This window comes from Frankia sp. Mgl5 (assembly GCF_023242985.1).
Taxonomy (GTDB): Bacteria; Actinomycetota; Actinomycetes; order Frankiales; family Frankiaceae; genus Parafrankia; species Parafrankia soli.
This window is the reverse complement of sequence record NZ_JALKFY010000625.1, coordinates 1-26,906: the sequence shown is the minus strand read 5'-3', so window position 1 is coordinate 26,906 and position 26,906 is coordinate 1. Positions and strand designations below refer to the sequence as shown.

The window sequence follows — 26,906 nt, the reverse complement described above, 5'->3', positions numbered from 1 at the left end:
CCCCACAGGTGACAGCATAGCAGGCACGCCTGTCACGCTGTCGTCGATGCGCTGACCCCGACCTGAAGGACAGGGCCTGCGCGCTACGCATCTCGGTCACCCGGCCAAGCCCGCACAAACGACGAATACCGGCGTGACCTGCGCCACCACGGTCCCGAATCCGGCCCGGTCGTGGTCGGTCGCGCTCCGGGTGCGGTCCGGTCGCGACGGGGGCGGACCGGGCGGGCGGGAATACAGGTGCGGTGCGCACGGAGATCCCTCGGGGACGAACGGTGTGGACGCCGACGCTGGTAACGTCGGAGGGTGTCCTGGGCCGAACGCGCCGCCGACCGCTCACCGTCGGTCCAGCGTTCGAGATCGCGCAGCATGCGGCAGGCGAAGGTCATCGTCGAGGCCGCCGAGCGACTCATCCTGGTCAACGGCGCCCGCTTCACGACGCAGGAGCTCGTGAAGGAAGCCGGCATCGCGACGCAGACCTTCTACCGGCATTTCACCGGCAAGGATCAGCTGCTGCTGGCCGTCATCGAGGACATCATCGCCAACCAGACCGCGCGCTACGAGGCGTCCGCGCAGCACCTGCCGGACCCGGTCGCCCGGCTGCGCCACTACGTGCGGTCCGCGGTGTCGTCGCTGAACGCGCCGGGCTGGGAGGGTGCCGGGGCCCGGTTCATCCCCGCCGAGCACTGGCGCCTGCACCAGCTGTACCCGGAGGAGCTGGCGCACGCGACCCGGCCGTTCGCCGACCTGGTCGCCCGCGAGCTGACCGCGGCGCAGGAGGCCGGCCTGCTCACCCCGCGGCACATCGAGCGCGACGCCACGGTGGTCGCCCGGCTGGTGACCTCCGTCTACCACCACTACGCGTTCGCCAGAACGGACGAGACGGCCGAGTCGATCGGCGACTACCTGTGGTCCTTCTGCCTGGCAGCCCTCGGCGGCAGCCCGGAGCAGGAGCAGCCCGACGGCCCCCAGCCGACCGACGCCCAGGCCGAGACAAAGCCGGCAGGCCCCCGGGTCAAGGTCCAGCGGGCCGACCCCACGGTCCTGCCGCAGCAGGCTCCCCCGTCCGCACGGAAGCAACCGCTGCCTCAGGCCGCGCGGTAGGCGCCAGACCCACAGCCCGACCCGAGCCCGCCTGGGCCCGGATCGGATCGGCGGTCAGACTCCGAGTAGGTCCAGGCTTCCGTGGTGGGCCACAGCGAGGCCGAGTCGTCCGGTCAGGTGCTCGACGATCGGGCGGTCCACCGCTCGGGTGATCGCCCACAGGTAGAAGCCGTAGGGCAGATGTGCCCGGTACGCCCACCAGGCGTCGTCGCGCGCGGGCGGGGTGACGCCGTGGGCGGCCAGCCGGCCGAGGTAGTGGTCGAGCAGGTCGCGTTCCGAGCGGGCCCGCTCATCGGGATCCAGGACCGCCGCCAGGTGGTAGCCGACGTCCAACGCCCACACGCCGTGCTGGGCGACCTGCCAGTCGATGAGCCCCGGGGAACCGTCGGCCAGCTCGTAGACGTTGCCGGTGTGCAGGTCTCCGTGGACGAGACAGCGCGGCTGGTCGCTGATCCCGGCCAGTCTGCCCATCGCCGCCAGCAGCCGGTCCGCGCGGCGGACGTCATCCGGCACCGCCGGCACCCGGCCGTCGTCGAGCTGGGTCTGGAGCTGCTCGGGCGTCAGGACCCGGGCGAGCGACGCGAGCCGGGGCGGGAACGCGGCCGTCAGCTCGCCCTTGTCCTCCCACGTCGCCGCGTGCAGCGAGGCGAGCTGGTCGAGCGTGCCGGTGGCCTGTTCGGCGTTGTAACCCACGAGCGGGTCGAGGAAGGTGGCGCCGGCCTCGACCAGGTCCTCCATCAGGACGAGCGCGTGGTTCGTCTCCTCGTCGACCGCGGCGTGCACGCACGGCGGGGTCCGCACCGGCAGGGTGGAGGCCCACTGCCGGTAGAAGTCGGCCTCGACGCGGGTGCCTCGCCCGCGCACGGCGGGATTGAAGTACCCCTTGGCGCACAGCGCCGCCGGCGCGCCGTCGACCGCCTGCGCGTACCCGACCTGGAAGCGCACCTTCGTCGCGACGGTCTGCAGCCGCTGCGTCACCGTCGTGCCGGTGACGACCGCCCCGGGCCACGACTCACCCAGTACCGCGGTGAGCCACTCGGGCGATCGCACGACCTCCTCGTCCCATGGCGCGGGGCCGCCCGGGATGCTCATGACAGTTCCTCCGGGTCGAGGTCGAGCAGGCGGTAGGCGCGTTCCAGGTAGGGGCCGCGCTCCGACCTGCCCGCCAGCGGGAGCCGCATCGACCGACGGGTGTGCAGGCCGAGCAGGGCCGTTTTGACGCAGGCGAAGACCTCGTGCCAGAGCAGGTTCTCGACCCGCCGGCCGGTCAGCTCCTCCCAGAGGTCGATGGTCTCCTGCCGGGTGCCGAGGCCGTCGAGGCGCCCCACGCCCTGGAAGGAGCTGTGGATCTCGTCGAAGTGCAGCCACCAGCCGAGATCGGCCATCGGGCCGGCCAGCGACGCCTGCTCCCAGTCCATGACGCCGACGACCTCGAAGTCGTCGCCGAACATCATGTTGCCGATCCGGGCGTCGCCCCAGGACAGGCCCGGCACGGGCTCGGCGGGCCGGTTCGCGGCCAGCCACTCGAACAGGGTGCGCACGGCATCGGGCACCTCGTCCTCGAGCGCCCACGCCGCGAAGCGGTTCCAGTAGGTGAGCTGCTGCTCGGGGCCGGTGCTGCCCAGCTCGGCGAGGTCGACGAAGCCCACCTCGTCCACAGGCATCACGTGGATGGCGGCGAACTGGCGCATCGCGCTCTCCCACAGGGTCCGCCGCTGGGCGGGTGTCGCCTCCGTCAGCCACCCCGTCTTGTTGTAGACCGGCATGCTGACCGGCACCCGGCCGCGCATCCGGCGCATCACGAAGAACGGCTGCCCGAGCAGCGCGGCGTCGTCCTCGAACCACAGCGTCTCCGGGACGCGCACCGAGCCGTTGCGGCGCAGGGCGACCAGCAGGTCGTACTGCATCCGGAACCGGGGGTCGAGGAACATCTGGTGTTCGGGCCTGGGCCCGATCCGCAGGACCAGGTCGTCGACGCGGCCCGCCGAGCGGGCTTCGAGCAGGATCGTCTCGTTGGAGACCCCGGCCCCGGTCGGATAGGTCAGCTCGCCCAGCGTGACGTCGTCGACGCCTAATCGGGCCGCGAGCCACGGGCGCAGGACCTCGACCGTGGCGTCGAGGTCGCGGCCCTTGGAGAAGACCGGTGCGACGCTCATCCGTACTGCTCCTTTCATCGCGATCGCGGCAGCAGGCCGGCTTCTCAGGACGGGGTGAGGACGACGACCGGGATGACCCGGTCCGTGCGGGTCTGGTACACGTCGTAGTTGGGCCAGCTCGCGGTCACGATCTTCCAGAGCCGGGGCTTCTCGTCCTCGGACGCCGTCCGGCCCACCACCGGCAGGTGCAGGCCACGGACCTGGATCTCGGCCTCGGGATGCGCCGTCAGGTTCCAGTACCAGGCCGGGTGTTTCGGCGCTCCGCCGGTGGACGCCACGACGAGGTAGTCGTCCCCGTCCCGCGCGAAGATCAGGGCGGAGGTGCGCTTCTCGCCGGACTGCCGGCCGACCGTGGTCAGCAGCAGGGTCGGCACGCCGTTCCAGAGGTAGCCGACCTCGCCGTCGGTCTCCCGGTAACGCGCGATGTGCTCGGCCCCGCGCAGACTCAGGTCCGGGGCGGTGTAACCGGTCTCGCTCATGGGATGTCTCCTCACCCCCGAGGTCTCGGGGTCACCCGAAGACGACGGGGATCTCGGTCGCGCCTCGCTCGTACATGCCGATGAAGCGGGGTGCCTCGCGGTCGGGGTCGAGGCGCAGGTCGGGGAGCCGGTCGAGCAGCGCCCCGATCCCGACCCGCATCTCGGCGCGGGCGACATGCATGCCCAGGCAGACGTGGGCGCCCCCACCGAAGGCGAAGGACGGCCGCAGGGCGCGGGTGATGTCGTACTCGTCCGGGCGGTCCCAGCGGGCCGGGTCGCGGTTGGCCGCGCCGATGCACAGGTGCAGCACCGACCCGGCCGGCATGTGCACGCCGAAGAAGTCGACATCCTCGGTCACCCAGCGGGAGAACATCGGGTCGGTGGGCGACCACCGCAGCGACTCCTCGATCGCCAGCCGGAGCAGCGAGCGGTCGGCGCGTACCGCGGCCAGCGCCTCGGGGTGCTGCAGCAGCGCGGTGAGCGTGATGCCCATCTGCTTCCAGGTGGTGCCGGAGCCGGCGGTCAGCAGCAGCACCGAGAAGGAGTAGATCTCGGCGTCGGTGAGCCGGTGGGTGACCCCGCTCTCGTCGGTCATCTCGGCCTGCACGAGGATGCTGATCAGGTCGTCCCGTGGGTCCGCACGCCGGGCGGCGACGATCGGCTCGAGCATCCGCACGATCTCGTCGGGCCTGGTCAGCGCGGCGCGGATGTCGAGCGCCTGGTCGACGGGCACACCGAAGCTGCTGGTGATCGTGAGCACCGGGATGGCCGCGCAGAAGTCCACGTTCAGCTCGGCGCGGCCCGCGTCGACGAACCCGTCGATGAGCAGGTCGACGGTCTCCTCGATCCAGTTGCTGATCCACCATTTCGCCTTGCCCGGCACGAACGAGGGCTGTACGAGCCCGCGGTACCGGCGGTGCTGCTTCCCGCCCATTGACAGCATGCTGTTCGTCGCGCCGTACGGGCCGTTGTTGGGATCCACCGGCCCGGCCGCCGACGCGAACACGTCGGGATCGCGGTAGGCCGCGTCGCAGGCGGCGTAGCTGAAGGCGGAGAAGTGCGGGCGGTCGGGGTACGGCAGACCGGAGAACATCGCCGGGCCGTCGAAGCCGGTCAGCTCGTGGACGATTCCCGGATGCACCGGGGCCTGCTCGCGCAGCCGGTGCCAGACCGGGTACGGGTCCTGCCGGTAGCCGCCGCCCATGTGCACGTTGTAGCTGCTGCGCAGGTCGAACAGCTGCCGGACCCGCTCGCGGTCGAGAGCGGCGGTGGTACTCATCGAATCACCTGGCCACGTATCCGCCGTCGACCGGCAGCAGCACACCGGTGATGTTGAGCGCCCGGTCGGACACCAGGTAGACGGCGGCCTCGGCGCAGTCCTCGGCCGTGATCGGGCGGCCGAGCGGATGGGTGGCCCCGACGTTCTCCACCATCTTCTCCCGGGCGTCCCCCGAGATGGTGAGCCCGCCGGCGGCCATGAAGTTGGTGTGCGGCATCCCGGCCGGGCAGATCGCGTTCGCCCGGATACCGAACGGCGCGCCCTCGATGGCCACCGCGCGGGTCAGCTGGTGCACCGCGCCCTTGGTGGCGCCGTAGACGGAGCCGCCCCAGGCGACGAGCCCGGCGACCGACCCGGTGTTGAGGATGGCCCCGCCGCCGCCCTGCCGCTTGAACTGCAGGACGGCCTGCTTGCAGCCGTTGAAGACGCCCCCGAAGTTGACCGCGACCAGCCGCTGGAAATCCTCGGCGGTGTGGTCCTCCAGCTTCGCGCCCAGCCGCGGGGTCGGGACGCCGACGTTGTTGAAGACGATGTCGATCCGGCCGAACTGCGCCACGGCGGCCCCGATCGCGGCGGCCACGTCGGCCTCCTTCGAGACGTCGCACTCGGCTGCCGCCGCGGTGCCGCCGGCCGCCTCGATCGCGGCCACCGTCTCCTTGATCCCCTCGGGCCGGATGTCGGCGCACAGCACCCGGGCGCCCTCCTGCGCGAACCGCAGTGCCGAGGCGCGGCCGACCCCTGAGCCGGCACCCATCACCACGGCGATCTTGCCGTCGAGCATCATGCTCGTCACGCTCCTGTTCCGTCCTGCGCCAGGCCTGTGTTCTGCGCCAGGCCCGCGTCGTGCGCCAGGCGCAGCGCGCCGGTCGGGCACGACTCGACGGCGATGCCCACCACGTCGGCCGGGTCGTCGGCCTCGGCGAGGACGACCGCCTTGGCCTGCTCGTCCTGGGTGAAGGTGCCCGGCGCGTAGTCCACACACATGCCGCTGCCGATGCACCGCTCGCGGTCGACGACCGCGAGCGGTGCCCGCCCTGCCATGTCAGGCCTTCGCGAGCACAGGCGGCTCGGCCGGCGTGAACCGGTACAGCCGCTCGGCGTTGCCGCGCAGGATCTTGTACTGGACCTCCTCCGACAGGTGGCCGATCCGGTTCTTCACGACGTCGATGCAGTTCGGCCAGGTCGAGTCGGAGTGCGGGTAGTCCGTCTCGCACATGATGTTGTCCTCGCCGATCTCGTCGATGCTGGCGATGCCGTGCGCGTCGTCGATGAAGCAGCCGAACACGTGCTCACGGAAGCTGGCGCGGATGTCGAGGGTGTCCAGGTCGAGGGCGTCCGCCCCGGCGTGCTCGTTGAAGCGGACACCACGCTTGACCCAGTGGCGCTGCTTGTCGATCACCTGCTCGGCGCGCTCCAGGTAGTACGGCATCCAGCCGATCTCGCCCTCGGAGAGCGCGATCTTCAGCTTCGGGTACCGCTGGAACATCCCGCTGAACAGCCAGGAGAGCATCGCGCCCGAGGTACGCATCGCGCCCCAGGTCAGGTTCGCCATGAACGGCGCGTCGGGGGCGATCTTCGGCACCTGCGACGAGGAGCCGACGTGCATCGACGCGACCATCTCCAGGTCGTTCGCGGCAGCCATCACCGGCTCCCAGTACCCGTCGCGGTCGTGGATGGTCGGCAGGCCCAGCGGGGCCGGGTTCTCCGAGAAGGCGAAGGTGGTGGACCCCTTCGCCGCGCAGCGCTCGAGCTCCTTCACCGCGAGCTGCGGGTCCCACAGCGGGATGAGGGTGAGCGGGATGTAGCGGCCGGGAGCGCTGCCGCACCACTCCTCGATCATCCAGTCGTTGTAGATCTTCAGGCACACCAGGCCGAACTCGCGGTCGCTCGCCTCGGAGAACATCTGCCCGCAGAACCGGGTCACCGTCGGGAAGCACAGCGAGGCCAGGATGCCGGCCCGGTTCATGTCCTCCAGGCGGGCCTGTGGGTCGTAGCAACCGGGCCGCATGTCGGCGTAGGAGAGGGGCTCGGGGCTGAACTCCTCCTTCTCCTTCCCGGCGACGGCGCTCAGCCCGGAGCTCGGGAAACGCTTGCCGTCGTAGACCCAGCAGTCCATTCCCGTGTCGTCGATCACCATGTGGGGAGCCCGGTCGTGGTCCTTGGCCGGGAGCCGGTCGGTCCACAGGTTCGGCGGCTCCAGGACGTGGTCGTCGACCGAGATCAGCCAGTCCAGCGACTGTGATGACGTCATCAGTGTTTCCCTCCGGTCCGGGGGCGGGCTCAGCGGAGCTCGCCGATGGCGAGGTGCTTGACTTCCTGGAAGGCGCGGATGCCGTCCGGCCCGCGCTCGCGGCCGAGGCCGCTGTGCTTGTAGCCGCCGCCCGGCGCGTAGGCGCTGAACACGGCGGTGTTGACGTTGACCGCTCCCGTTCGCAGCCGGCGGGCGACGCCCACCGCCGCGGCGACGTCGGCGCCGTAGACCTGGCCGGACAGCCCGTAGTCGCTGTCGTTGGCGATCCGCACGGCGTCGTCGAGATCCCGGTAGCCCAGGACGCTGATCACCGGCCCGAAGATCTCCTCCTGGGCCGCCGGGTTGGCGTTGTCGGGCAGGTCGAGCACGGTCGGCTCGAAGTAGTAGCCGCGCTCCAGCCCGGCCGGCCGCCCGCCGCCGGTGACGACCTTCCCGCCGTTCTCCTCCGCCAGCCGGACGAAGCGCTCGCACCGCTCGCGCTGGCCGGCGCTGATCACCGGCCCGAGCTTCGCGGACGGGTCGGCGGGCGGGCCGACCGTGAGGGTGCCGTAGGCGCGGGACACCGCGTCGAGGACCTCGTCCTTGCGCTCGCGCGGCACCAGCATCCGGGTGGCGGCGACGCACGCCTGGCCGGCGGTGGCGGCGACGACCGCGACCGCCCCGGCGGTGGCCTTCCCGACGGCGTCGGGCAGGTAGATCTGGGCCGACTTGCCGCCCAGCTCGAGGGCGACCCGCTTCACCGTCGGGGCCGCCTGGGCGAGGATCTGCCGGCCGACCACGGTCGAGCCGGTGAACGAGACCATGTCGACGGCCCGGTGGGTGGTCAGCAGCTCGGCGCCGGCGGCGCCGCCCTCCACCACCACGCTGAGCACGCCGGGCGGCAGCCCGGCCGCCTCCGCCGCCGCGCCGAAGACCAGCGACGACAGCGGGGTGAGCGGACTGGGCCGCAGGATCACCGAGTTCCCGGCCATCAGCGCCGGGATGATCTTCTGCATCGCCATGATGATCGCCCCGTTGTAGGGGGTGATCGCGGTGACGACGCCGACGGGCTCGTGCCGGCGGAAGCTCAGGCTCGCCCCGGCCCGGACGAGGTCGTCCAGCGGTACCGGGTTGGCCTCCTCGTGCGACATCGAAAGGTAGAGGTCGATGGTGCCGCGGGCCAGGCCGAGGCCGGCACCGAACTGCGCCCGCTCGGCGAACCCGGTGGGCTGGCCCGCCTCGGCGACCATGGTGGCGACGAGCTCGGCCCGCGCGGACTGGAAGTAGTCGAGGAACGCGCCCAGCGCCTTCGCCCGCTCGGCCGGCGGGCGTTCCGCCCACACGCCCTCGTCGAAGGAGCGCCGGGCCTCGGTGATCGCGCGCTCGATCTCGCTCAGGGGGGTGGCCGGCAGGTCGGCCACCGAGGTCTCGTCGGCCGGGTTCTCGACGGCGAAGACCTCGTCGCCCTCGACCCAGGTGCCGGCCACGTACGAGCGGCGCTCCGCGATGATCGCTGCCACGGGCTCGTTCCCTTCTCGGTGCGCATGCCCACGCGGGGCGTCGGGTGACTGGTTCAGGTACGGCGGCCGGGGTCGGCGGGGCCGGATCAGCGGGCCGGGTCGAGTGGCCGGGTCAGTAGGCCGGGGACAGCGGGCCGGGGTCAGCGCGGCGCCGTGGTGTAGACGACCGCGCCGCCGTAGTGCGGTGAGGACGCGCAGGCGACCCCGACGGTCGCCCGTTCGCGCTGGCGCTCCCCGGCCCGGCCGGCGAGCTGCAGGTAGCACTCGAGCATCTGCGGGATGCCGTGCATCCGCCCGTTGCCCAGCGCCCCGCCGCCGGAGAGCACCGGCAGCCCGCCGGGGCGATCGCTGTCGATCCCGCCGTCCTGCACGAAGCGGTGCGCCTCGCCGACCGGGCACAGGCCGAGGATCTCGAGCCAGAAGTAGACGAACGGCGAGAAGCCGTCGTAGACCTGGGGCAGGTCCACCTCCGCCGGGCTCACCCCGGACTGTTCCCACAGTCGCTTCACCAGCGCGGTGCCGCTGGCCATGATGTCGTCGAGCGGCCAGTGCAGCGGCAGCCGGCGCCGCGGCGGCGCCGAGGAGGCCTGGCCGGCGACGTACACCGGGCGGTGCGGCAGGTCACGGGCCCGCTCGGCCGAGGTGAAGACGAAGGCGGCGACGCCGTCGACCGGGATGTCGCAGTCGTAGCGGCAGATCGGGTCGCTCAGCAGCGGCGCGGCCAGGTACTCCTCGGTCGTCAGCGGCCGGTCGTGCCAGTACGACCACGGGATGCGCGCGCCGTTCCTGCGCGCCTCGGCGACCACGGCCGCCATCGCCTCCCGGCTGGCACCGTAACGCTGGAGGTACTCGTTGTAGGGCAGCGCGATCATCGACAGGGGGCCGAAGAAGCCCTGCGGCACCGTCCACTGCTGCGCGCCGCCGGCGGTCCGCATCGGGTTGGTGTGGTAGCTCCCCTTCGGGTTGTGCAGCGCGCGGTGCATCACGACGTAGTCGGCGGCGCCGCTCACCACGGCGTTCACCGCCAGCGCCACCGAGCCGGGGATCTGGCCGATGCCCTGGAAGCCGGCCACGTACCGCGGCTCGCCGCCTAGACGCTGGGCCAGCCAGTCAGCGGAGACCAGGCTGACCCCGTCCTCGGCCGCGTGCGCTCCGGAGGTCGGGAACAGCGCCGAGGTGACGAACCCGTCGACCTGCCCGGCGGTGAGACCGGCGTCGGCGATCGCCGCACGTGCCGTGTCGACGGCGAGCGCGCCGAGTGGACGTCCCGCGTGCCGGGTGACGTCGCTGTGCGCGTAGCCGACGATCGCCACCTGGCCCTTGGAGCCCGGCCGCGCGCTCACGACCGCACCTCGCCGGGGCCAGTGGCGCTCGACTCGGCCAGGGTGAAGGCGGGGACGGAGACGCCGTCGGCGACGTCCTCGAAGGCCACCGCCACCGGGGCGCCGATGCGCAGCGCCGCGTCGGGGCCGTCCAGGAGCCGGCCGATGACGCGCAGCTCAGGCTGTTCGGCGAGCTCGACGTCGACGAGCAGGAAGGGCACCTCGCCGCGGAAGCCGGGCAGGAACGACTGACGGACCACGGTCCAGGAACGGACGGTCCCGTTGCCGCTCACCGGCTCGAAGGCGAAGCCCGGGTCGGTGCTGCCGCAGTGCGGGCAGGTGTGGTCCGGCGGCACGACGTAGGTGGAGCAGCGGGCGCAGCGGGCGACGGTGAGGACGTGCCGCGCCGCGGCCGCCCAGTACGGCGCGGAACGCTCGTCCGGCTCCGGGACCGGCCGCGTGGGCGCCGCCGCCGGAGCGGCCGGGCTGGACCCTCCCGCCGGGCCGGCCGGTGCGGACGCCGCCGCGGGGCCGGCCGTCACGGGATCGCTCCGGCCTCGGTGAGGGCGGCTATCTCTTCCCAGGTGTAGCCGAGCTCGAGCAGCACGGACTCGGTGTGCTCGCCGTGCTCGGGAGCCCGCCGGGGCACGGGAGGCTGGGAGTCGAACTGGACGGGGACAGTTGGTAATCGGTAGGAGCCGCCGCCGTCGAGCCGCACCTCGCCGACGTAGCCGTTCGCCACCACCTGCGGGTCGTCGACCAGCTCCAGGACGGACTGCACCGGGGCCCACGGCGCGTCGATGCCCGCGAGCAGGTCCTTCCACTCCTCGAAGGTCCGGGTCGCGAACGCCGCCTCGAGCTCGGCCCGGCAGGCGACCCGGTTCTCGCCGCGGGCCCGCAGGTCGGCGAACCGCGGGTCGGCGACGAGGTCACCGCGCCCGATCAGCTCGCAGAACGGCGCCCAGTAGCGGTCGGACTCCAGGAACACCAGCTGGATGTGCCGGCCGTCCTTCGTCCGGTAGGCGCCCACGAGCGGGTTCGGGCCGTCACCGGGGCCGCTGGAGATGCGCGGGGCCTGCCCGGTCAGCGCGACGAGGAGGTCGGAGGACAGCGTCCACATGGCCGTCGCGAGCAGGGAGACGTCGACGACGGTGCCCCTGCCTGTGCGGGTGCGCCCCAGCAGGGCGGCGGCGATCCCGAAGGCCAGCGCCATCGCGCCGTTGCGGTCGCCCATCGCGCCCCGCTGGCTGATCGGGTACTCCCGCTCCTCGGGGGTCAGCGTGTACCCCATCCCGCCGCGGGCCCAGAACGCCGAGGAGTCGTAGCCGGGATGGTCGGCGTCGGGCCCGCGGGCGCCGAAGCCGTGCCCGCGGGCGTAGACCAGCCGGGGGTACCGGCGGGTGAGCTCGTCGGCGTCGAGCCCCAGCCGGCGCAGCGCGCCCGGCCGGAAGTTGGTGAGGAAGACGTCCGCCGTCTCCAGCATCTTGTGGAGGATCGCCTTGCCCTGCTCGCCGCGCAGGTCGAGCGCGACCGAGCGCTTGCCCCGGTTGGCCAGGGCGACCGAGAGGTTCACCCCGCCGCCGTCGGTCCCGATCCCCTGGGTCGCCAGCGCCCGGTACGGGTCGCCCTCCGGGCGCTCGACCCTGATGACGTCCGCGCCCCAGTCAGCCAGGAGCGCGCCGGCCACGGGCACGAAGACCCACTGGGCGAGCTCGACGACCCGCACGCCCTTGAACGCGCCCTCCGAAGCGCTGTCCTCCATCGGCCACCCCATCTCCGTCGCGTCGGCTCCGTCGCCACCGTGTCCGGCGTCACTGTAGAACGACACTCTCGTCTTTGGGAAGTCCATCGGTGTCGGAAAACTAGAGGTTGACTTCGCACATCTGGGTTGCAAGCATGCATTCACCCACCAAATGCCGTGCCTGAGACAGCCATGGCCCGGCGCCCCGAGCGGCCCCCGGCGATCTCCGTGCGACGCTCCGAACCCCCGCGTGAACCAGCTGAACTCTCTCAGCGCGCCGCCATGCCCCGGGCCGGCGAACGCGCCGGGGGCTTCTCCCCATCCGACGTCCCACCGACGTCCCCCCGTGACACGCCGCTGCCAGGACCGGTCAGAGGAGCATTCCGTGGAAGAACAGGTCAGCAGTGCTCGGCGCATCCGGCAGTTAGCCGCCGAGCGCCCCGACGATCTGGCCCTGCGCCACATCGCGCTCGACGGCGGGGAGCCCGCCTTCACCTGGCGCGAGCTCGACCGGCGCTCCAGCCAGCTCGCCGGTGCGCTGGCCGAGCGCGGCCTGGGCTTCGGCGAGCACCTCGGGCTCGGGCTGCGCAACTCGCCGCAGTTCGTCCTGGCCGTGTTCGCGGCGTGGAAGCTCGGCGCGGTGCCGATACCGGTGCGCTGGGACGTGCCGGAGTGGGAGCTGGGCCGGCTCAAGGAGGTCATCGAACCCCGGGTCTATCTCGGCGGCGAGGACCTCGCGTGGATCGACTCGACCGAGTGCCTCGACGTGCCCGACCTGCCCGACGCGACCTCGCCGCAGATCCACGGCATCTGCAGCAGCGGCTCCACCGGCACACCCAAGGTCATCGTGAGTGACCGGCAGTCCGTCTACGTCGCGCGGATGGCCACGCCGCTCGCTGAGAGCTGGGGCCCCGTACCGCGCCCGCAGACCGTGCTCGTGCTGGCCCCGATGTACCACGCCAACGGGCTGACCACGCTCTACAACCTGCTCGGCGGCGACCACCTGGTGGTGATGGAGAAGTTCGACGCGGCCCGCGTCGTCGACGTCATCGAGCGGCACCGGATCACCACCTTCACCGCCACGCCGACGATGCTGCAGCGCATCGCCGACCTGCCCGGCGTGGACGGGCGTGACCTGTCGAGCATCCGGTGGTTCACACAGGGCGCGGCGCCGATGCCGCCGTCGCTGGTGCACCGCTGGGCCGGCCTGGTCGGCGCCGAGAAGATCCACATGGTCTACGGCATGACCGAGGGCCTCGGCCTCACCGCGCTGCGCGGCGACGAGTGGATGGAGCACCAGGGCAGCGTGGGCCGCGGGATCCGGGGAACCGAGGTGCGCATCCTCGACGCCGACGACCAGGAGCTGCCCACCGGCGAGATCGGCGAGATCTACCTGCGGACACCGGGCTCCGACACCAGCTCCCACTATCTCGGCGCCGCCCCGAAGCTGCACCGGACCGCGGACGGTTTCCAGAGCGCCGGCGACCTCGGTTACCTCGACGGCAACGGCTACCTCCACCTGGTGGACCGCCGCGTCGACATGATCATCAGCGGTGGCGCCAACGTCTTCCCCGCCGAGGTCGAGGCCGCCCTCATCGACCATCCGAAGATCGCCGACGTCGTGGTCATCGGCCTGCGCGACCCCGAGTGGGGCCGCCGGGTCCACGCCGTGATCGAACCGGCCGACCACGCCGAGCCGCCCAGCGCGAGCGAGATCATCAGCTACGCGAAGAGCCGGCTCGCCCCTTACAAGGTCCCCAAGACGGTCGAGCTGGTGGACGCCATCCCCCGCAGCGAGGCGACGAAGGTCAACCGCGGCGCGATGGTGGCCGCCCGCGACGAAGCCGTCCCCACCGCGAACACCGGCGCCGCCCGCTGAGACCCGCACCCGCAGCCGCAGCCGTGCGGAGCATCGCGGCGAAGAACGCCGCGGATCTCCTCCCGGACGAGGTCGAGTTGCCCGCCAAAACCTGAGCCGCTCACCCGGCGGGACGATGATCCGCACTAAGCGGATCATCGTCCCGCCGGATCGCGGGCAGTACGGTCAGATCTCGCGGGCGCCACCCCCGCGGCGTCGGGCGGGAACCCCCGACGGCATCAGGCAGCCGCGGGTAAGCGGCACGCTCGCCCGGATTCGCGGGCGCGGGCGGGGAGATTCCCTGGGTCGTTCCAGCCGCCGCGGCGCGACGCCGCCGGCGCACCGGCCCGCGGACAGGGGGCCGGTCACGCCGCGGTACCGAGGGCCATCAGGCCCAGCATTCCGAAGGCGGCGACGATCACGGCCAGGCTCGCGGTGGTGGCGAGGAACGCCGATCTGCGGTCGGCGACGTCCGCGCGCTCGGCGAGATACGCCCGGTCGGCGACGTGGGCCCGGTAGACGCGGTAGGCCCGGTCGACGCGGCGCACGTGGGGACGTCGGACGGCCCGGCGCCGGGCGCTGTGCCGGCCGCTCATGATTCGCGGGACCCGCGGCGAGCGGAGAAGCCCGGGAGAGTGCCGGCCACCTCTCGTTGGGATCGCGTTGATGCGAGGACCTCGGCCGAGCCGGCCGCAGACATGGTGGCCGCGCCTGTCCGGGGGCAGACGGTGCCGTCTTCTCCACCCATCGATGACCGCTCCGTTTCGCTAGATGGCCTGCGCTGTACTGGATCTACCGCATTCACGACGACACACAGGGCAGGTGTGCCGACGGGCGGGGCGCCAGGAGCCGCCGACCTCGTCGCCGCCCGCCCCCGACTGGGATAGTGGAACCGTAGAGGCTTCCGTGGGAGCGAGTGGAGCGTCTGCCAGTCGGGCATGAAAGGTAGCCGGCGTGTTACGGCCGAGGACCACCTACCGACGGGCGACGAACGGGTCGGAGCTGGGAGCAGGCCCGGAAACGGGGCCTCGGGCGAGGCCTGGAATCAGCCGAGCGGTCGGTTCAGCCGCAGCTGGAGAATCTTGCTCTCGACACCCGAATCCACGAGCTGGCCGGCCTCGTTGAACGATCCGAGCCCGAAGTCGTTGTCGTTCGCGACGGCGATCGTCCGTCGATCAACGATCGCGATGCCCTCAATTTTGTCCGGCATGCCCGCAACGCCTTCGAGATCGACAGCGAGACGCTTCGGCAACACGGTGACGCCAGCCTTCGCCGGGTCGGCCAGTGACTCGAGGGACGGAGCGGTCGCCGTGCGGTCCCACCGGCTGCCGAGGATGTTCGTCGCCCGGCGCAGGTCGACGCTGTAGAGCCGGGAGACGGCGTCGGTCCGCTCGTTGACCAGCAGAGTGTTCCCGTCCACGGCGGCGAGCGAGGAGATCTTCATCTCGGACGGGTCACCGTCGGCGTCCGGGTCGAAGGTGACTACGTCCTCGAAGCGGTAGACGTACTCGCCGGTCACCTCGCGGCTGGCGGTGTCGAACCGGAAGATCCGCACGTTGCGGGAGGCGTTGCCGGTGTCGGCGTCGGGCAGCTGCAGCGGGCTCTGCACTGCGAGGTACAGCGTGCGCCCGTCCGGAGCCAGCGCGATGCCCTCGAAGCCGCGGTTGATCTTGCGCGCGCCGAGGACGCCCGGCAGCGAGGCGACGACCGGGTAGTCAGCCCCGGTCAGGCTGACACCGGCGGGGATGTAGCGGGCCAGGACCTGGCCGCGCGCGCTCACCCGCAGCAGCGACGGACTGTACTCGTCCACCAGCCAGAACTCGCCGGACCGGGTGCGGATCAGCCCCTCGGTGTCCAGACCGTTCGGGTTGAACGGGAGCGGGGTCTGGGCGTCCCAGGTGTACGGGGTCTCGTCGAAGCCGTTGATGTTCGACAGCCCGGTGACCGGCCTGCCGTGCGCGGTGGTGATCGGCAGCGCGTCCAGCACCTTGATCGTCGAGCCGTCGGCCCGGACCCGCAGGATGGCCGGGTCGAAGCCGGGCACCGGGAAGGTCCGCCGGTTCTTGCCGTCGATCTTGATCTGCCCGTTCGGGCCCCGGTCGGTGACCGTCCAGAACTCGTTCGGGCGGCCGGCCGGGAACAGGTCGCTGCCGATCCCGCCGAGGTCGACCCCGCGGTCGGTGTCGACCGATCCCCGGATCAGCCCGTTGGAGAAGTCGGCCAACGGGCTGTCGGGCAGCGTCGCGGTGGACAGCACCGTCGGCACGGTCGATCCGGCCCCCCCGGCCTCGTCCCCGCCCGCGGACACCGCCGGTGCCGCCGCCGACGCCGCCGGTCCGACGGCGACCGCGAACGGCACCGCCAGCGCGATGCCCATGACCGCCGAACCCACGACCGCCGACACGCGGGTCGCTCTGCGCGCCGCGGTCTTCCCCCCAGTACCCGACATCGGTACCCCTTCTGCTCTGTTGTGGAGTTCCAGCCGCCCACGCGGCCGGAATCGGACGTCAGGTGGCCGCAATGGCCCTCCGATGAATCCCGGCTGGCCGGTGACCTGCCGGTTTGCGGCGGGCCCGCTTGTCGGCGGGACTACTTCGCGGCGGGCGACGGCCCCGCCGGGGCCGCGGTCACGACCGCGGCCGGGGTGGCCGGGCTGGCCGGGATCTCGGTGAGCGTCGCGAAGCCCGCCGTGAACGCGGCGACCTCCCCGCCCGGCTCCGCGCTCGACGTGCAGTCCTGCGGGGCCAGCGCGACGGCCAGGTCCGGCAGCGCCGGCTGGGTCGGCAGCTCACGCTCACCGCGGATGCGGCCGCCGGCCACGCAGTTCGGGATGTTCAGGTTGGCGATGGTGGCCCGCGGGCCGCTCGAGGGCGCGCCGGCCGACAGCTCCGCCCGGTGCGCGGTCACCCAGTCGGTGACCAGCTTGGCGGCGGGGGCGAAGTCGAAGGCGTCACCCGTCCCCATGCTCGACGCGATCGCCGGGACCCCACGGGACGCGGCCGCCCTGGCCGCGCCGACGGTGCCGGAGAGGTCGACCACCGGACCCAGGTTCTGGCCCTGGTTGATGCCGGAGACAACCAGGTCCGGGGTGAGCCGCAGGACGTCCAGCGCCACCGTGACGGCGTCCGCCGGGAAGCCGTCGACGGCGGTCGCCGTGATCCCGCTGGCGGTGGCCGCGTCGCGGTGCGTCGGGGTGGGCATGGTCGTCTTCCCACCGGTGCCGGACTGGTTCGCCGCCGGCGCGACGACGGTCACCGTCACGCCGGGCAGGTCACGCAGCCCGCGGACGACCGCGTCGATACCGGCCGCCGCGACGCCGTCGTCGTTGGTCACCAGGACGTCGAGCGGCGCCGGAGCGCTCGCGGTGGTGCCGGGGGCCGTCCCCGGGGCCGTGCCGGCGGCCGGCGCCGCGTCGCCCGCGTCGCCGCCGCCACCGCAGCCGGCCGCAGTGAGAACCACGGCGACCGCGGCGAGGAGCGCGGCCGACGCCCGAGCAGTCCGCCGACGGCGATCCGAACGTCCCACTTGCCCCACGAGATCTCCCCTGCGCCGTCCGGAGTCCCCGGACCTGCCGCCCGTGGACTGCACGCGCCTCTTCATATCGCCCTACCAGGGCGTTTCGCTCCCACCGGGGAAGCACCCGGGCCAGCGTCACGAACTGTTCGCACAGCGGGCGAACGCCGGAAAACTCACGTTCAGCACGAGTTCGACCTTGGGAACGCGCCGGTCGCGCAGCCGACCCCGATGCCCGGCCTCCCGCGCCGGGCGTCCCACGCCCGGCGACGGGCCGGCGGCGGACAGCCGTCGGCCCACCCACCGCCGGATCGACGGCGGCACACCGGAGCCCGCGGAGCGCTGCCGGAAGGTCCACAGGCACTACCGGCAGATCCACAGGGGGGAAGCGAGCGGTCTGTACCGTAGCCTTCAATGAGCCTTTGCCGCCGAGACCGGTGATAAGGGCCGGGCAGGCTGGCGCTGGCTATCACGGTGAGGATGCAGATGGACGAGTTCTCCTATCGCGACGGCACGTTGTGGTGTGAGCAGACAGCGCTACGCGAGGTGGCCGAAAAATTCGGTACACCGACCTATGTCTACTCTGCGGCGACCCTCGTCGATCACTATGTGCGGTTCGCGAAGGCGTTCGAGTCGATCAACCCGCTCATCTGTTTCTCCGCGAAAGCGCTGAGCAATGTTCACCTGCTCCGGCTGCTCGCCGGGCAGGGCGCCGGCATCGACACGGTGAGTGGCGGCGAGCTGCACCGCGCGCTGGTCGCCGGGGTCGACCCGGAGCGGATCGTGCTGGCCGGGGTGGGCAAGTCCGTCGACGAGCTGCGCGCCGCGGTCCGCCACGACATCCGCTGCATCAACGTCGAGTCCGAGGCCGAGGTCGAGCTGCTGGCGCGCGTCGCGCGCGAGGAGGACCGCCGGCCGCGCCTGGCGATCCGGGTGAACCCCGACATCGCGCCGGACATGCGCACCCCCGCCCGGACCACCACCGCCATCCGCGGCGCCAAGTTCGGGGTCGACATCGAACGGGCCGCGGCGCTGTTCCGGGCCGCCTCCACCGACGAGTTCCTGCGCGCCGAGGGCTTCCACGTGCACATCGGCAGCCCCATCTTCGACCCGGGGGTCTACGCGACGGCGCTCGACCGCATCCTGGCACTCACCGCCGGGCTCGAGGCCGACGGGCACAGCGTCACCACCCTCAACGTGGGCGGCGGCTTCCCCGCCGAGTACGCCGAGGGCAGCGCCCCGGGCTGGGACGACTTCGCGGAGGCGATCTGCCCCCGGCTGCAGGGCTTCGTCGACCGCGGCGGGCAGGTCGTCTTCGAACCGGGCCGGACGATCGCGGCCAACGCCGGCATCCTGCTCGCCACCGTCCGTTACCGCAAGCGCGCGGGCGACCGCGAGCTCGTCGTGATCGACGCCGGGATGACCCATATAGTCCGCGCTGCGATGTACGACAGCTACCACTTCATGTGGCCGGTGACTCCGGTGAACGGCACCGTTCCCCGCTCACGGGACCAGCAGTCGATCGATGACCTCGTCGACTACGACGTGGTCGGCCCGATCTGCGAGTCGAGCGACTATCTGGCAAAAGGCCGGGCCCTGCCGGCGATGGTTTCCGGGGATCTCATCGCGATCTTCAGTGCGGGTGCCTACGGAATGACTATGACGAGTAACTACAACAGCCAGCTCCGGCCGGCCGAGGTTCTCGTCCGCGGCGGCCGGGCGGATCTCATCCGCCGCCGCGAGACCTACGACGACCTCGTCGCCCTCGAGCTCCTCGACGGCCTGACCCCACCACTCTGACGCCACCGCTCTGACCCCACCGCCCGGCACCCCCGGCAGGGCGCCGGGCGGCGTGGCTCAGGTCGTGGCTACGTGGGTTTCCAGCCAGCGGAGCATCCGGGCCCATGCGTCGCGGGCGGCCACCGGGTCGTGGGTGGAGGGCCGCTCGGGTGTGTGGAAGGCGTGCTGGGCGCCTGGATAGCTGATCAGCTCGGTCGGCACCGGCGCCCGTGCGGCAGCGGCGCGCAGCGACCGGATCTCGTCCAGCGTGACCCAGGTGTCGTTCTCCCCGTACAGCCCCAGCCACGGCGTGCGCAGCTGGTCCGCGACGTCCAGCAGCGGCGGGGCGCCCGTCCAGTACGGGGTGCTGACCGCGCCGCCGTAGAAGGAGACCGCGGCGCCGAGGCGGTGCCGCACGGAGGTGAGGAACGCCGCCGTGCCGCCCATGCAGAACCCGATGATCGCGGCCCGGGACGGCGGGAGCCCCACCGTGGCCAGGTGTTCCAGACAGGCGTCCACGTCGGCGGCGATGCCGGCCGCGGTCAGCGTCAGCATCTTCGACGAACCCTCGGCCACCGGCACCTCGGTCAGGCCGTCCCGGTGGTAGAGGTGCGGCGTCAGCGCGAGCCAGCCTTCGGCGCACAGCTGCTCGCACACCGAGAGCACATAGTTCGTGATTCCGCGCGCGTCGGGGATGACGATGACCCCGCCACGCGGCGACACTGCCGAAGCGGGCGCCGCGACGCTCACCGGAACGGTGCCGCCAGGGGCGTCCGCGCAGCCCCGGTCCTCGTTCCCGACCCCGTTCCCGACCTCGTTCCCGACCTCGTTCCCGCCGCGGCCGAGGCGCAGGCGGACCGTCTCCAGCGTCATGGCGACATCATGGCGAACGCACCACGGATGGCGCGCCGCCGTCGCCGAACGCGACGAGCCGGGCTGGCACCGCTGGCTCGCCTCGACCTTCCCGGCCGCCTGATCCGGAGCGGCTGATCCGCTGACCTGGGCGGATTAGACTCACTCTCCGCCACATGGCTTACGGCGGGGGGGTACGCCGGCGATGCGCCGACTCGGTTCGCAGTACGTTCTGCATGCACCACTTGGTCGCGGCGCCATGGGCGAGGTGTGGCGGGGCGAGCGCGAGGCTGACGCCACGCCGGTGGCGGCCAAGATCCTTCGCGCCGAGCTCGCGGACGACAGCGACGTCGTCGAGCGGTTCCTGCGGGAACGTGAGCTCCTGCTGGGCTTCGACCACCCGCACCTGGTCAAGGTCCGGGACCTCGTCGTCGAGGGCGGCACTCTCGCGATCGTGATGGACCTGGTCGACGGTGTCGACCTGCGCAAGTACCTGCGCGCGCGAGAGGTGCTGGCGCCGCGGGAGGCCGTGCTCCTCGTCAGCCAGGTGCTGGACGCGCTCGCCGCCGTGCACCGGACGGGTGTGGTCCACCGGGACATCAAGCCGGACAACATCCTGATCGACACCACGGACCCCGAGCACCCGCGGGCGATGCTGACCGACTTCGGGATCGCGCGGATCGCCCACGGCCCGTCGATGACCCGGCTCACCGGGCTGATCGGGACGCCGAGGTACATGGCCCCGGAGTTGTCCGAGGGGACCCGGGCCACGCCGGCCGCCGACCTCTACAGCATCGGGATCGTCGTCTACGAGCTGCTGGCCGGCCGGCCGCCGTTCAACGCCGAACATCCGATCGCCATGCTGCGGGCGCATCTGGAACAGACGCCCGCTCCCCTCGAGGCCCTACCCGGAACGCTGTGGGCCGTCATAGCCCGCCTGCTCGCGAAGTCCCCCGGCGATCGCCCGGCCACGGCCAGCCACGCCCGCGCCGAGCTGGCGGCGGCGCTGGCGGGCACCGACGCGGCCCTCGGCGAAGCGAACCTCGCCGAGGCGGGCCTGGACGCACCCGAGGCGACAATGATCAGCGTCCCGGGTGGCGGCCCAGGCGCCGTGATCGCGGACCGCCGTCCCGACACCGCCCCCGCCGGACCCCACGAGCCCCACGAGGCCGACCCCGCCGGCGTTTCCAGCGTTTCCGGCGCTCCCGGCGCTCCCGGCGACACGGTCATCTCACCACGGCCCGGGATGTCCCTGTCACCAGTCGGGGCCCGTCTGGAAGGCCAGCCCGGGAATGCGGCGGAGCCCGCCGAGGGAGACCACGCGCACGAGACCCTGTTGTCTCCCCTGCCGGGCGACCTCTCCCCCGTGCCGGCACGCTCCCCCGACCCGGCCACCGCGCATGTCGAGACCACCGCGCATGTCGAGACCACCGCGGCTGCCGCGGCTGCCGCGGCCGGGACCGCTGGAACCGCCGGGACCGCCGGCGACCTGCTCGGATCGTCCCCGGAAACCGGGCGGCCCGGGCAGCGGGCCCGGCCACGCTGGCTGCCCTGGGCCGCTGCCGCCGTCGCCACCGCCGTCGTCCTCGCCGCCGGGTCGTGGGCGCTCGCCGACGCCGTCGGGGGCGGGGACGGGGGCGGCACGGCCCAGGAACTCGCCGAGGTACGGGCCATCAGGACGTCCGCGCCGGCCGTGGCCTCGTCGGCATCGGCCACCACGCCGGCCGCGCCGGCCGCCCCGGCCGGGTCCGCGCCGGCGGCGACCGGCCCGGGCGCGACCGCGGGCCCGGCCCCGGCCGCTCCCGTCCAGGCCGCCGGATCACCGGCGACCGGGTCAGCGGCCGCGGGTGGCTCGACCGCCTCGACCGCCTCGACCGGCGAGCAGCCGGCGCCCCGGCAGGGCGACGAGCCGACCGGTGGATCAGCGGTCACCGAGCAGCCACCCGGTGATGGGCTTGTGGCCGTGCCGGGGGTGCTGAACATGGTTCTCGCCGATGCCTCTTCCGCACTGAAGGCGGCCGGCTTCTCCAACATCCCGTACCTGTACGACTGCTACGGATCTGCGAACACGGGCAACGTGGTCCGGCAGGAGCCGGCGGCCGGCGCCCGGCTGGCCCCCACGGCCCCGGTGCACCTCTACCTGCAGGCGCAGAACTGCGCGACCGTGCCGGACGTCCGCGGGATGTCGCTGGACGACGCCTCGACCACGCTGCGGCAGCTCGGGTTCACCAACATCCCGCACCTGTACGAGTGCCTGGGCGCGGCGAACCTCGGCACCGTCGTCACGCAGTCGCCGGCGCCCGGGACCAGTCAGGGCACGTCCGCGGCGGTGGACCTCCGACTCCAGGCGAACAACTGCTGATCCCCGACCCCGACTGACCCCGGGCCGGTTGGGACAAGATCCCGCCCCCTGTCAACGCCTGCGGGGAACCGAGACATGTCTCACCGATGAGCGCACTGGCGTCCGCGCACGCGGGCGACGGCGCGGGCCACGGCCACCGACCCCGGTGTCGGGTGCCCTCGCCGTGCCCGCCCCGGAACGGGACCGTCGGTCCGGTTATCCGCCGCGGGACGCACCGCGACCACGGGCCTACCGCGCCCGCAGCCACAATCGAGAGAAATCATCATCTTTACCGCGTAAAAACCCGGAGCCGGGATCGCAAGCGGCACCGCTCCGGACGGGCGCCACGCCGCCTCAGATCGCTTTTCCAGGCCATTTACTTCCGGCGGACAAAATCTGCAAACCCCGTTCTCTTGAGCGGGAACGTCGACCCGCAAACGCGCCACAAGGAACATCATCCACGGAGGGAGTCCGTTGCCTTAAAGCTTTCATATTTCCATGAAACCAGGTTCCAGATACCCCGAAATCCGCCGGCGACGCCCGTCCCACAAAAGGCACTCAGAACCGATCTCCACCCACGAGAGAGGCGCTCCCTCCCCGCCAGGAACAGAAAGACCGACACCGGCTCGGCGCACCGTCAGGCGATCCTTTGCGGCGACGACACCAGGATCGGGCCGGCCACCGCTCGGACGCGTTCCGTCCAGCAGCGTTGATGACCCACAGGAGATGCCCACCGACCCGCCAGCCGTCGAAGTGTGCAGGGTCACACATCACCCGTGCTCACATATAGGACATTTACGGCCGCTTAACTACATAAATCCCAGCACCTGGCGCAAGTACGACGAGCCGCGCCGCCCGCGGCCCAGGGCAGCCGTGGGGCCCGCCGACCGGCGACTCCCCGAGCCGGCTTCCGCGCAGGCCGCGCACCCGCGACCGCCCAATCACCACAGGGGGTGACGTCCCAGCTCCCAGGCCGGACATTCACCCAAGGGAGGCGCGCCGCCGAACCCACGGGCGGCCCACCGCCTTCCGCCGGCCGCACCTGGCACCCCTATTCACCCGCGTACGTTTCGCGAGCACACGTCACGGGCCGCGCCGGACAGGCCAGGCAGACCGGCAGGCGTCACGGACACTGCCCGCCGGCACGATTCCCGCTAAACCACCCGATTCCGCCGGATCCACGCTCCGGCCGGCCGCCGTCCAGTCGACCTGGGGCGCCCGGAAGCACGCCCGCGGCCAACACCATCGGCCGAATCCATCACATTCGACCCGATCCGATTCATCCCCGACGGCCACCATGGCCCGGGTGCCCCGGAAGGAATCGAGAGAACGCCGTCCTGCAGTGACGGAAATCATGAATCCGGCGCCTTACCAGATCCGTTTCTGGAGGGTACTTTCGGCCCCTTCCGCGATTTGGCGCAAGGCGGCCCGAGCATCGCGCGGCACGGCGGACCCGCCGCGACTGCCGCTATCTCTGCCCTGCTAACATCCAGACGATTCATAAACGATGAAGGTTTGGACGGGGAGCGTCGACCTGGGCGCGGGCCGGAGGCGGACCGCCACGCGCCTCCCCGTCAAGTCGCTGTTTATCTTCTGTGGGGTTACTGGTGCGCTTAGGCGGATTGACAAGACGGCTCAGCGTGGCGGCGGTCGCGGCCCTCGCTGTCGCCGTGACCGGGTGCTCGAGCACGGGCGGCGGCGGCGATTCACCGGCCGCCTGCAACAGCCCCGGCGTGACGCCCGACCAGGTGAAGATCGGCTTCGTGTACTCCGACTCGGGCACCGGGAGCAGCTCGCTCTCCTCGGCCCGCGCCGGTCTCGACGCGCGGATCGGACTGGCCAACCAGGAGGGCGGGGTACACGGCCGCCGCATCGCCTACGAGTGGCGCGACGACGGCTCGTCCGCGACGGAGGACGCCCGTGCCACCACGGAGCTCGTCCGCGACCGCTCGGTCTTCGGACTGGTGACGGCCACGGCGTTCCTCAGCGGCTCGGTGGAGAGCCTCGCGGCGCAGAAGATCCCCGTCTCGGGCCTCATCCAGCCGGCCTGGGCCAACTACCCGAACCTCTTCTCGTTCATGTACGAGGTCGCGCCCGAGACCGCCGGGCGGTACCTCCAGCTCAGCGGCGCGAAGAAGGTCGCCTTCCTGGTCACCGGATCGGGGGCCTTCACGCTGCAGGCGGTCGAGCGCTACAAGGCCGCCTTCGGCAGGGTCGGGCTCGCGACGGCCGACACCATCTCCTTCGCGCGGAGCACCGACAGCCCGGCCCAGGTGGCGCAGCGGCTGTCCGGCATGGGCGCCGACGCGCTGGTCGGCTTCTCGACTCCCGAGGACCTCGCCGACGTGCTGGGGGCCGCCCGCGCCGCCAACGTGCGGATCGTCAGCAGCCTCTCGCTCACCGGGTACGACCGCAACGTCCTGCACCAGCTCGGGCCGTCCCTCGCCGGGGTCTCGTTCGGGGTGAACTTCAAGCCGTTCGAGGTGGGTGACGCCCCCATCCAGCGCTACCGCGACGCCATGACCCGCTTCGCACCCGAGACCGTCGTCCCCGAGCAGCAGTTCGCGATGTACGCCTACCTGTACACCGACCTGTTCCTGCGCGGGCTCGAGCTCGCCGGTGACTGCCCCACCCGCGAGGCCTTCATCGGCGGGCTGCGGAAGGTGACCAGCTACGACGCCGGTGGCCTGATCGAACCGGTGAACCTCGGCACGAACGCCACCCAGCCGCTGCAGTGCAACGCGTTCGTCCGGATCGACCAGACCGGCAACGCGTTCGAGGTGGCCAACCGACGGCTCTGCGCCGACGGCTCCAGTTCCTGACCAACCGGCCACCCGGCTGGACGGCCGGCCGTTCAGCCGGGAGCTCGACCGACGAGCAGGGGGGGGGGGGGCGGGGCGCGGGGCGGCCCGGTGGCGCGGGATCGCCAGCGCGGCGACCGCCGCCGCCACCGCGGCCCCGGCGCACAGGCCGAACAGCTCCCGGTAGCCGGTGAGGGAGGGCAGCTCGGCCGCGCCGACGGTCATCGTCTCCGCCACCAGGATGCTCCCGCCGATGGCGCTGGCCAGCGAGCTGCCGATCGCCCGGAACAGCGTGTTCAGGCCGTTGGCCGCGGCGATCTCCTCCGGCGGGGTGTGCGCGTTGATCAGCGACGGCATCGCCGCGTAGCCGATGCCCGTCCCGATGCCGACCACCGTCGTACCCGCGATGATCTCCGGCATGGACCCGGTGAAGGTGATCCGTGCCAGCCATCCGATGGCGACGATGACCGCGCCCAGGGCGAGGGTCTGCCCGGCGCCGCGCATCGCCACCAGCCGCGCGGAGACCGGGGCGAGGAACAGCATCCCCAGGGCGCCGGGCAGCAGGACGAGGCCGCCGACGACCATGGAGGAGCCGAAGCCGTACCCGCTCGTCTCGGGTGCCTGCACGTAGGACGACGTCCCGATCAGCAGCGCGAACAGCGCGAAGCCGAACAGCAGCGAGGCGAGGTTCGTCAGGACGAGCGGGCGCCGGCGCAGGGTCCGCATGTCCACCAGCGGCTCGCGGATGCGCAGCTCGGCCAGCCCCAGCGCCACCAGCAGCACGACGGCCAGCGCGAGCAGGCCGATCACCCGGGCGGAGCCCCAGCCCCAGTTGGCGGACTCGGCGAGCGGGAGCAGCAGCGCCACCAGCGCCGCGCTCAGCAGCACGGCCCCCACGAAGTCGATCCGGCCGCCGCGGCGGTTGGGCGCCTCGGGCACGATCGCGAACACGCCGGCGAGCGCGACGGCGCCGCCGGCGAAGGTGATCCAGAACAGGATGTGGAAGTCGAAGTGGTCGGCGAGCAGGCCGGCCATCGGCAGGCTCACCGCGGCTCCCACCCCGAGCATCGCGCTGATCAGGGCGATGGCCGAACCGGCGCGCTCGCGCGGCAGCAACGCGCTGAGCAGGCTGATCCCGAGCGGGATGACCGCTGTCGACACGCCCTGCATCGAACGGCCGACGATCAGCAGCGCGATGTTGTCGGTCAGGGCGGCGAGCAACGAGCCGACGACGAGCATGGCGAGGGCGACCAGCAGCAGCCGACGCTTGCCGAACATGTCACCCAGCCGGCCGAACACCGGCACCGCGATGGCGGCGACGAGCAGCGTCGAGGTCAGCAGCCACTCGACCTCGCTGGCCGAGGCGTTCAGCTCGGCGGGCAGCGTCGGCAGCACCGGCACGAGCAGGGACTGCGACATGGACACCATGAGCGCGCCGAATCCGACGACGACGAGCTCGGCCCGCGCCCGCCCCGGTGAGGTGCGGGCGCGGGCCTGCGCCGAGCGTGGCTTCGTCTGCGTGGACAGATCGGTCATGTTCGGCCCTTCGTGGGTCGCGTCGGCCTGGCCCTGCGCCGCTGCGACCGGCCGCACGACCTAGGTCATTAACGGAAGGATCTCTTCCGGTTAAGCTAACACAAGCGGAGGAAATCCTTCCGGTTCAAGGACGCGGACCAGCATGTGACGGCGGACTCAGCGCAAGGGAGGACCCACCGCAACCGGGGATCCAGCGCAACCCGGGACCCTGCGCAACCGGGGACCCGGCACGGCGGACCGTTCCGTCAGCTGCGGGCGGCGGCGGCCGGCGCGAGCGCGTCGAGATCGAGGTTCAGCTCGAGGACGTCGACGCTGCGCTCGCCGATGAAGCCCAGGGCCCGGCCGGTGGTGTTCTCGTTGACGAGGTCACGGACCTTGCCGGCGGGCAGGCCGCGCTC

General features: G+C 72.2%; 21 protein-coding genes and 1 pseudogene. 5 read left to right on the top strand and 17 right to left on the bottom strand.

Features of this window, described 5'->3' with window-relative positions; translation table 11 throughout:
• Nucleotides 1-366: 366 nt before the first annotated feature.
• A complete protein-coding gene (locus tag MXD62_RS17690) occupies nucleotides 367-1,101 on the top strand; it encodes a TetR/AcrR family transcriptional regulator (RefSeq protein ID WP_248830638.1) in 735 nt (244 codons plus the stop codon).
• Nucleotides 1,102-1,155: 54 nt separating this feature from the next.
• Here the strand turns inward: MXD62_RS17690 and MXD62_RS17685 are convergent, their stop codons facing one another.
• From MXD62_RS17685 to MXD62_RS17635, 11 genes are all read right to left on the bottom strand, one after another.
• Nucleotides 1,156-2,193 carry an ecdysteroid 22-kinase family protein gene (locus MXD62_RS17685; RefSeq protein WP_248830637.1) on the bottom strand — a complete coding sequence of 346 codons (1,038 nt, stop codon included), beginning with the start codon at nucleotides 2,191-2,193 and terminating at the stop codon, nucleotides 1,156-1,158.
• Complete coding sequence (locus tag MXD62_RS17680) at nucleotides 2,190-3,257, bottom strand: phosphotransferase family protein (RefSeq protein WP_248830636.1); 1,068 nt, start codon at nucleotides 3,255-3,257, stop codon at nucleotides 2,190-2,192. Before MXD62_RS17680 ends, MXD62_RS17685 begins: the two co-directional genes overlap by 4 nt.
• A gap of 44 nt (nucleotides 3,258-3,301) precedes the next feature.
• Entirely contained in the window at nucleotides 3,302-3,736 is a 435-nt protein-coding gene (locus MXD62_RS17675) for a nitroreductase family deazaflavin-dependent oxidoreductase (protein ID WP_071060011.1), read from the bottom strand.
• Between the two features lie 31 nt (nucleotides 3,737-3,767).
• Entirely contained in the window at nucleotides 3,768-5,015 is a 1,248-nt protein-coding gene (locus tag MXD62_RS17670) for a cytochrome P450 (RefSeq protein ID WP_248830635.1), read from the bottom strand.
• 4 nt (nucleotides 5,016-5,019) lie between these two features.
• Nucleotides 5,020-5,799, bottom strand: a complete 780-nt coding sequence (locus MXD62_RS17665) for an SDR family NAD(P)-dependent oxidoreductase (protein ID WP_248830641.1) — start codon at nucleotides 5,797-5,799, stop codon at nucleotides 5,020-5,022.
• Between the two features lie 5 nt (nucleotides 5,800-5,804).
• Nucleotides 5,805-6,056 carry a ferredoxin gene (locus MXD62_RS17660; RefSeq protein ID WP_020458272.1) on the bottom strand — a complete coding sequence of 84 codons (252 nt, stop codon included), beginning with the start codon at nucleotides 6,054-6,056 and terminating at the stop codon, nucleotides 5,805-5,807.
• 1 nt (nucleotide 6,057) lies between these two features.
• The gene (locus MXD62_RS17655) at nucleotides 6,058-7,266 is read right to left on the bottom strand and encodes an amidohydrolase family protein (RefSeq protein WP_248830634.1); all 1,209 of its coding nucleotides are present in this window, start codon (nucleotides 7,264-7,266) and stop codon (nucleotides 6,058-6,060) included.
• Between the two features lie 29 nt (nucleotides 7,267-7,295).
• Entirely contained in the window at nucleotides 7,296-8,765 is a 1,470-nt protein-coding gene (locus MXD62_RS17650; protein WP_248830633.1) for an aldehyde dehydrogenase family protein, read from the bottom strand.
• A gap of 140 nt (nucleotides 8,766-8,905) precedes the next feature.
• Nucleotides 8,906-10,108 carry a thiolase family protein gene (locus MXD62_RS17645; RefSeq protein WP_248830632.1) on the bottom strand — a complete coding sequence of 401 codons (1,203 nt, stop codon included), beginning with the start codon at nucleotides 10,106-10,108 and terminating at the stop codon, nucleotides 8,906-8,908.
• Nucleotides 10,105-10,629: an OB-fold domain-containing protein gene (locus MXD62_RS17640; protein ID WP_248830631.1), complete on the bottom strand. Its 525-nt coding sequence runs from the start codon at nucleotides 10,627-10,629 to the stop codon at nucleotides 10,105-10,107. Before MXD62_RS17640 ends, MXD62_RS17645 begins: the two co-directional genes overlap by 4 nt.
• Nucleotides 10,626-11,849, bottom strand: coding sequence for a CaiB/BaiF CoA-transferase family protein (locus MXD62_RS17635; RefSeq protein ID WP_248830630.1), 1,224 nt, complete (start codon nucleotides 11,847-11,849; stop codon nucleotides 10,626-10,628). Before MXD62_RS17635 ends, MXD62_RS17640 begins: the two co-directional genes overlap by 4 nt.
• Before the next feature lie 364 nt (nucleotides 11,850-12,213).
• On the opposite strand from MXD62_RS17635, the gene MXD62_RS17630 reads away from it, so the two are divergent.
• Nucleotides 12,214-13,707: a class I adenylate-forming enzyme family protein gene (locus MXD62_RS17630; RefSeq protein WP_248830629.1), complete on the top strand. Its 1,494-nt coding sequence runs from the start codon at nucleotides 12,214-12,216 to the stop codon at nucleotides 13,705-13,707.
• 344 nt (nucleotides 13,708-14,051) lie between these two features.
• On the opposite strand, the gene MXD62_RS17625 is transcribed toward MXD62_RS17630, so the two are convergent.
• The 3 genes from MXD62_RS17625 to MXD62_RS17615 form a co-directional block, all read right to left on the bottom strand.
• Nucleotides 14,052-14,282, bottom strand: a complete 231-nt coding sequence (locus tag MXD62_RS17625; protein ID WP_248830628.1) for a hypothetical protein — start codon at nucleotides 14,280-14,282, stop codon at nucleotides 14,052-14,054.
• 449 nt (nucleotides 14,283-14,731) lie between these two features.
• A complete protein-coding gene (locus tag MXD62_RS17620) occupies nucleotides 14,732-16,135 on the bottom strand; it encodes an esterase-like activity of phytase family protein (protein WP_248830627.1) in 1,404 nt (467 codons plus the stop codon).
• Nucleotides 16,136-16,275: 140 nt separating this feature from the next.
• Nucleotides 16,276-17,211 (bottom strand): 5'/3'-nucleotidase SurE, encoded by a 936-nt coding sequence (locus tag MXD62_RS17615; protein WP_308301278.1) that lies wholly within the window; start codon nucleotides 17,209-17,211, stop codon nucleotides 16,276-16,278.
• 474 nt (nucleotides 17,212-17,685) lie between these two features.
• Here MXD62_RS17615 and lysA point away from each other — a divergent pair, with 474 nt between their 5' ends.
• Nucleotides 17,686-18,999, top strand: coding sequence for a diaminopimelate decarboxylase (gene lysA / locus MXD62_RS17610; RefSeq protein WP_248830625.1), 1,314 nt, complete (start codon nucleotides 17,686-17,688; stop codon nucleotides 18,997-18,999).
• A 57-nt stretch (nucleotides 19,000-19,056) separates the two neighbouring features.
• Here lysA and MXD62_RS17605 read toward each other — a convergent pair whose 3' ends face one another.
• Entirely contained in the window at nucleotides 19,057-19,851 is a 795-nt protein-coding gene (locus tag MXD62_RS17605; RefSeq protein WP_248830624.1) for a dienelactone hydrolase family protein, read from the bottom strand.
• A gap of 184 nt (nucleotides 19,852-20,035) precedes the next feature.
• On the opposite strand from MXD62_RS17605, the gene MXD62_RS17600 reads away from it, so the two are divergent.
• The gene (locus MXD62_RS17600; protein ID WP_285224109.1) at nucleotides 20,036-22,192 is read left to right on the top strand and encodes a serine/threonine-protein kinase; all 2,157 of its coding nucleotides are present in this window, start codon (nucleotides 20,036-20,038) and stop codon (nucleotides 22,190-22,192) included.
• A gap of 1,586 nt (nucleotides 22,193-23,778) precedes the next feature.
• Nucleotides 23,779-24,993: an ABC transporter substrate-binding protein gene (locus MXD62_RS17595; RefSeq protein WP_248830640.1), complete on the top strand. Its 1,215-nt coding sequence runs from the start codon at nucleotides 23,779-23,781 to the stop codon at nucleotides 24,991-24,993.
• A 66-nt stretch (nucleotides 24,994-25,059) separates the two neighbouring features.
• Here the strand turns inward: MXD62_RS17595 and MXD62_RS17590 are convergent.
• Together MXD62_RS17590 and MXD62_RS17585 are read right to left on the bottom strand one after the other, a co-directional pair.
• Nucleotides 25,060-26,508: pseudogene (locus MXD62_RS17590) on the bottom strand (MFS transporter); the annotation flags it as partial.
• A gap of 245 nt (nucleotides 26,509-26,753) precedes the next feature.
• On the bottom strand, nucleotides 26,754-26,906 hold a 153-nt coding region (locus MXD62_RS17585; RefSeq protein WP_248830639.1), incomplete at its 5' end, for a potassium-transporting ATPase subunit C.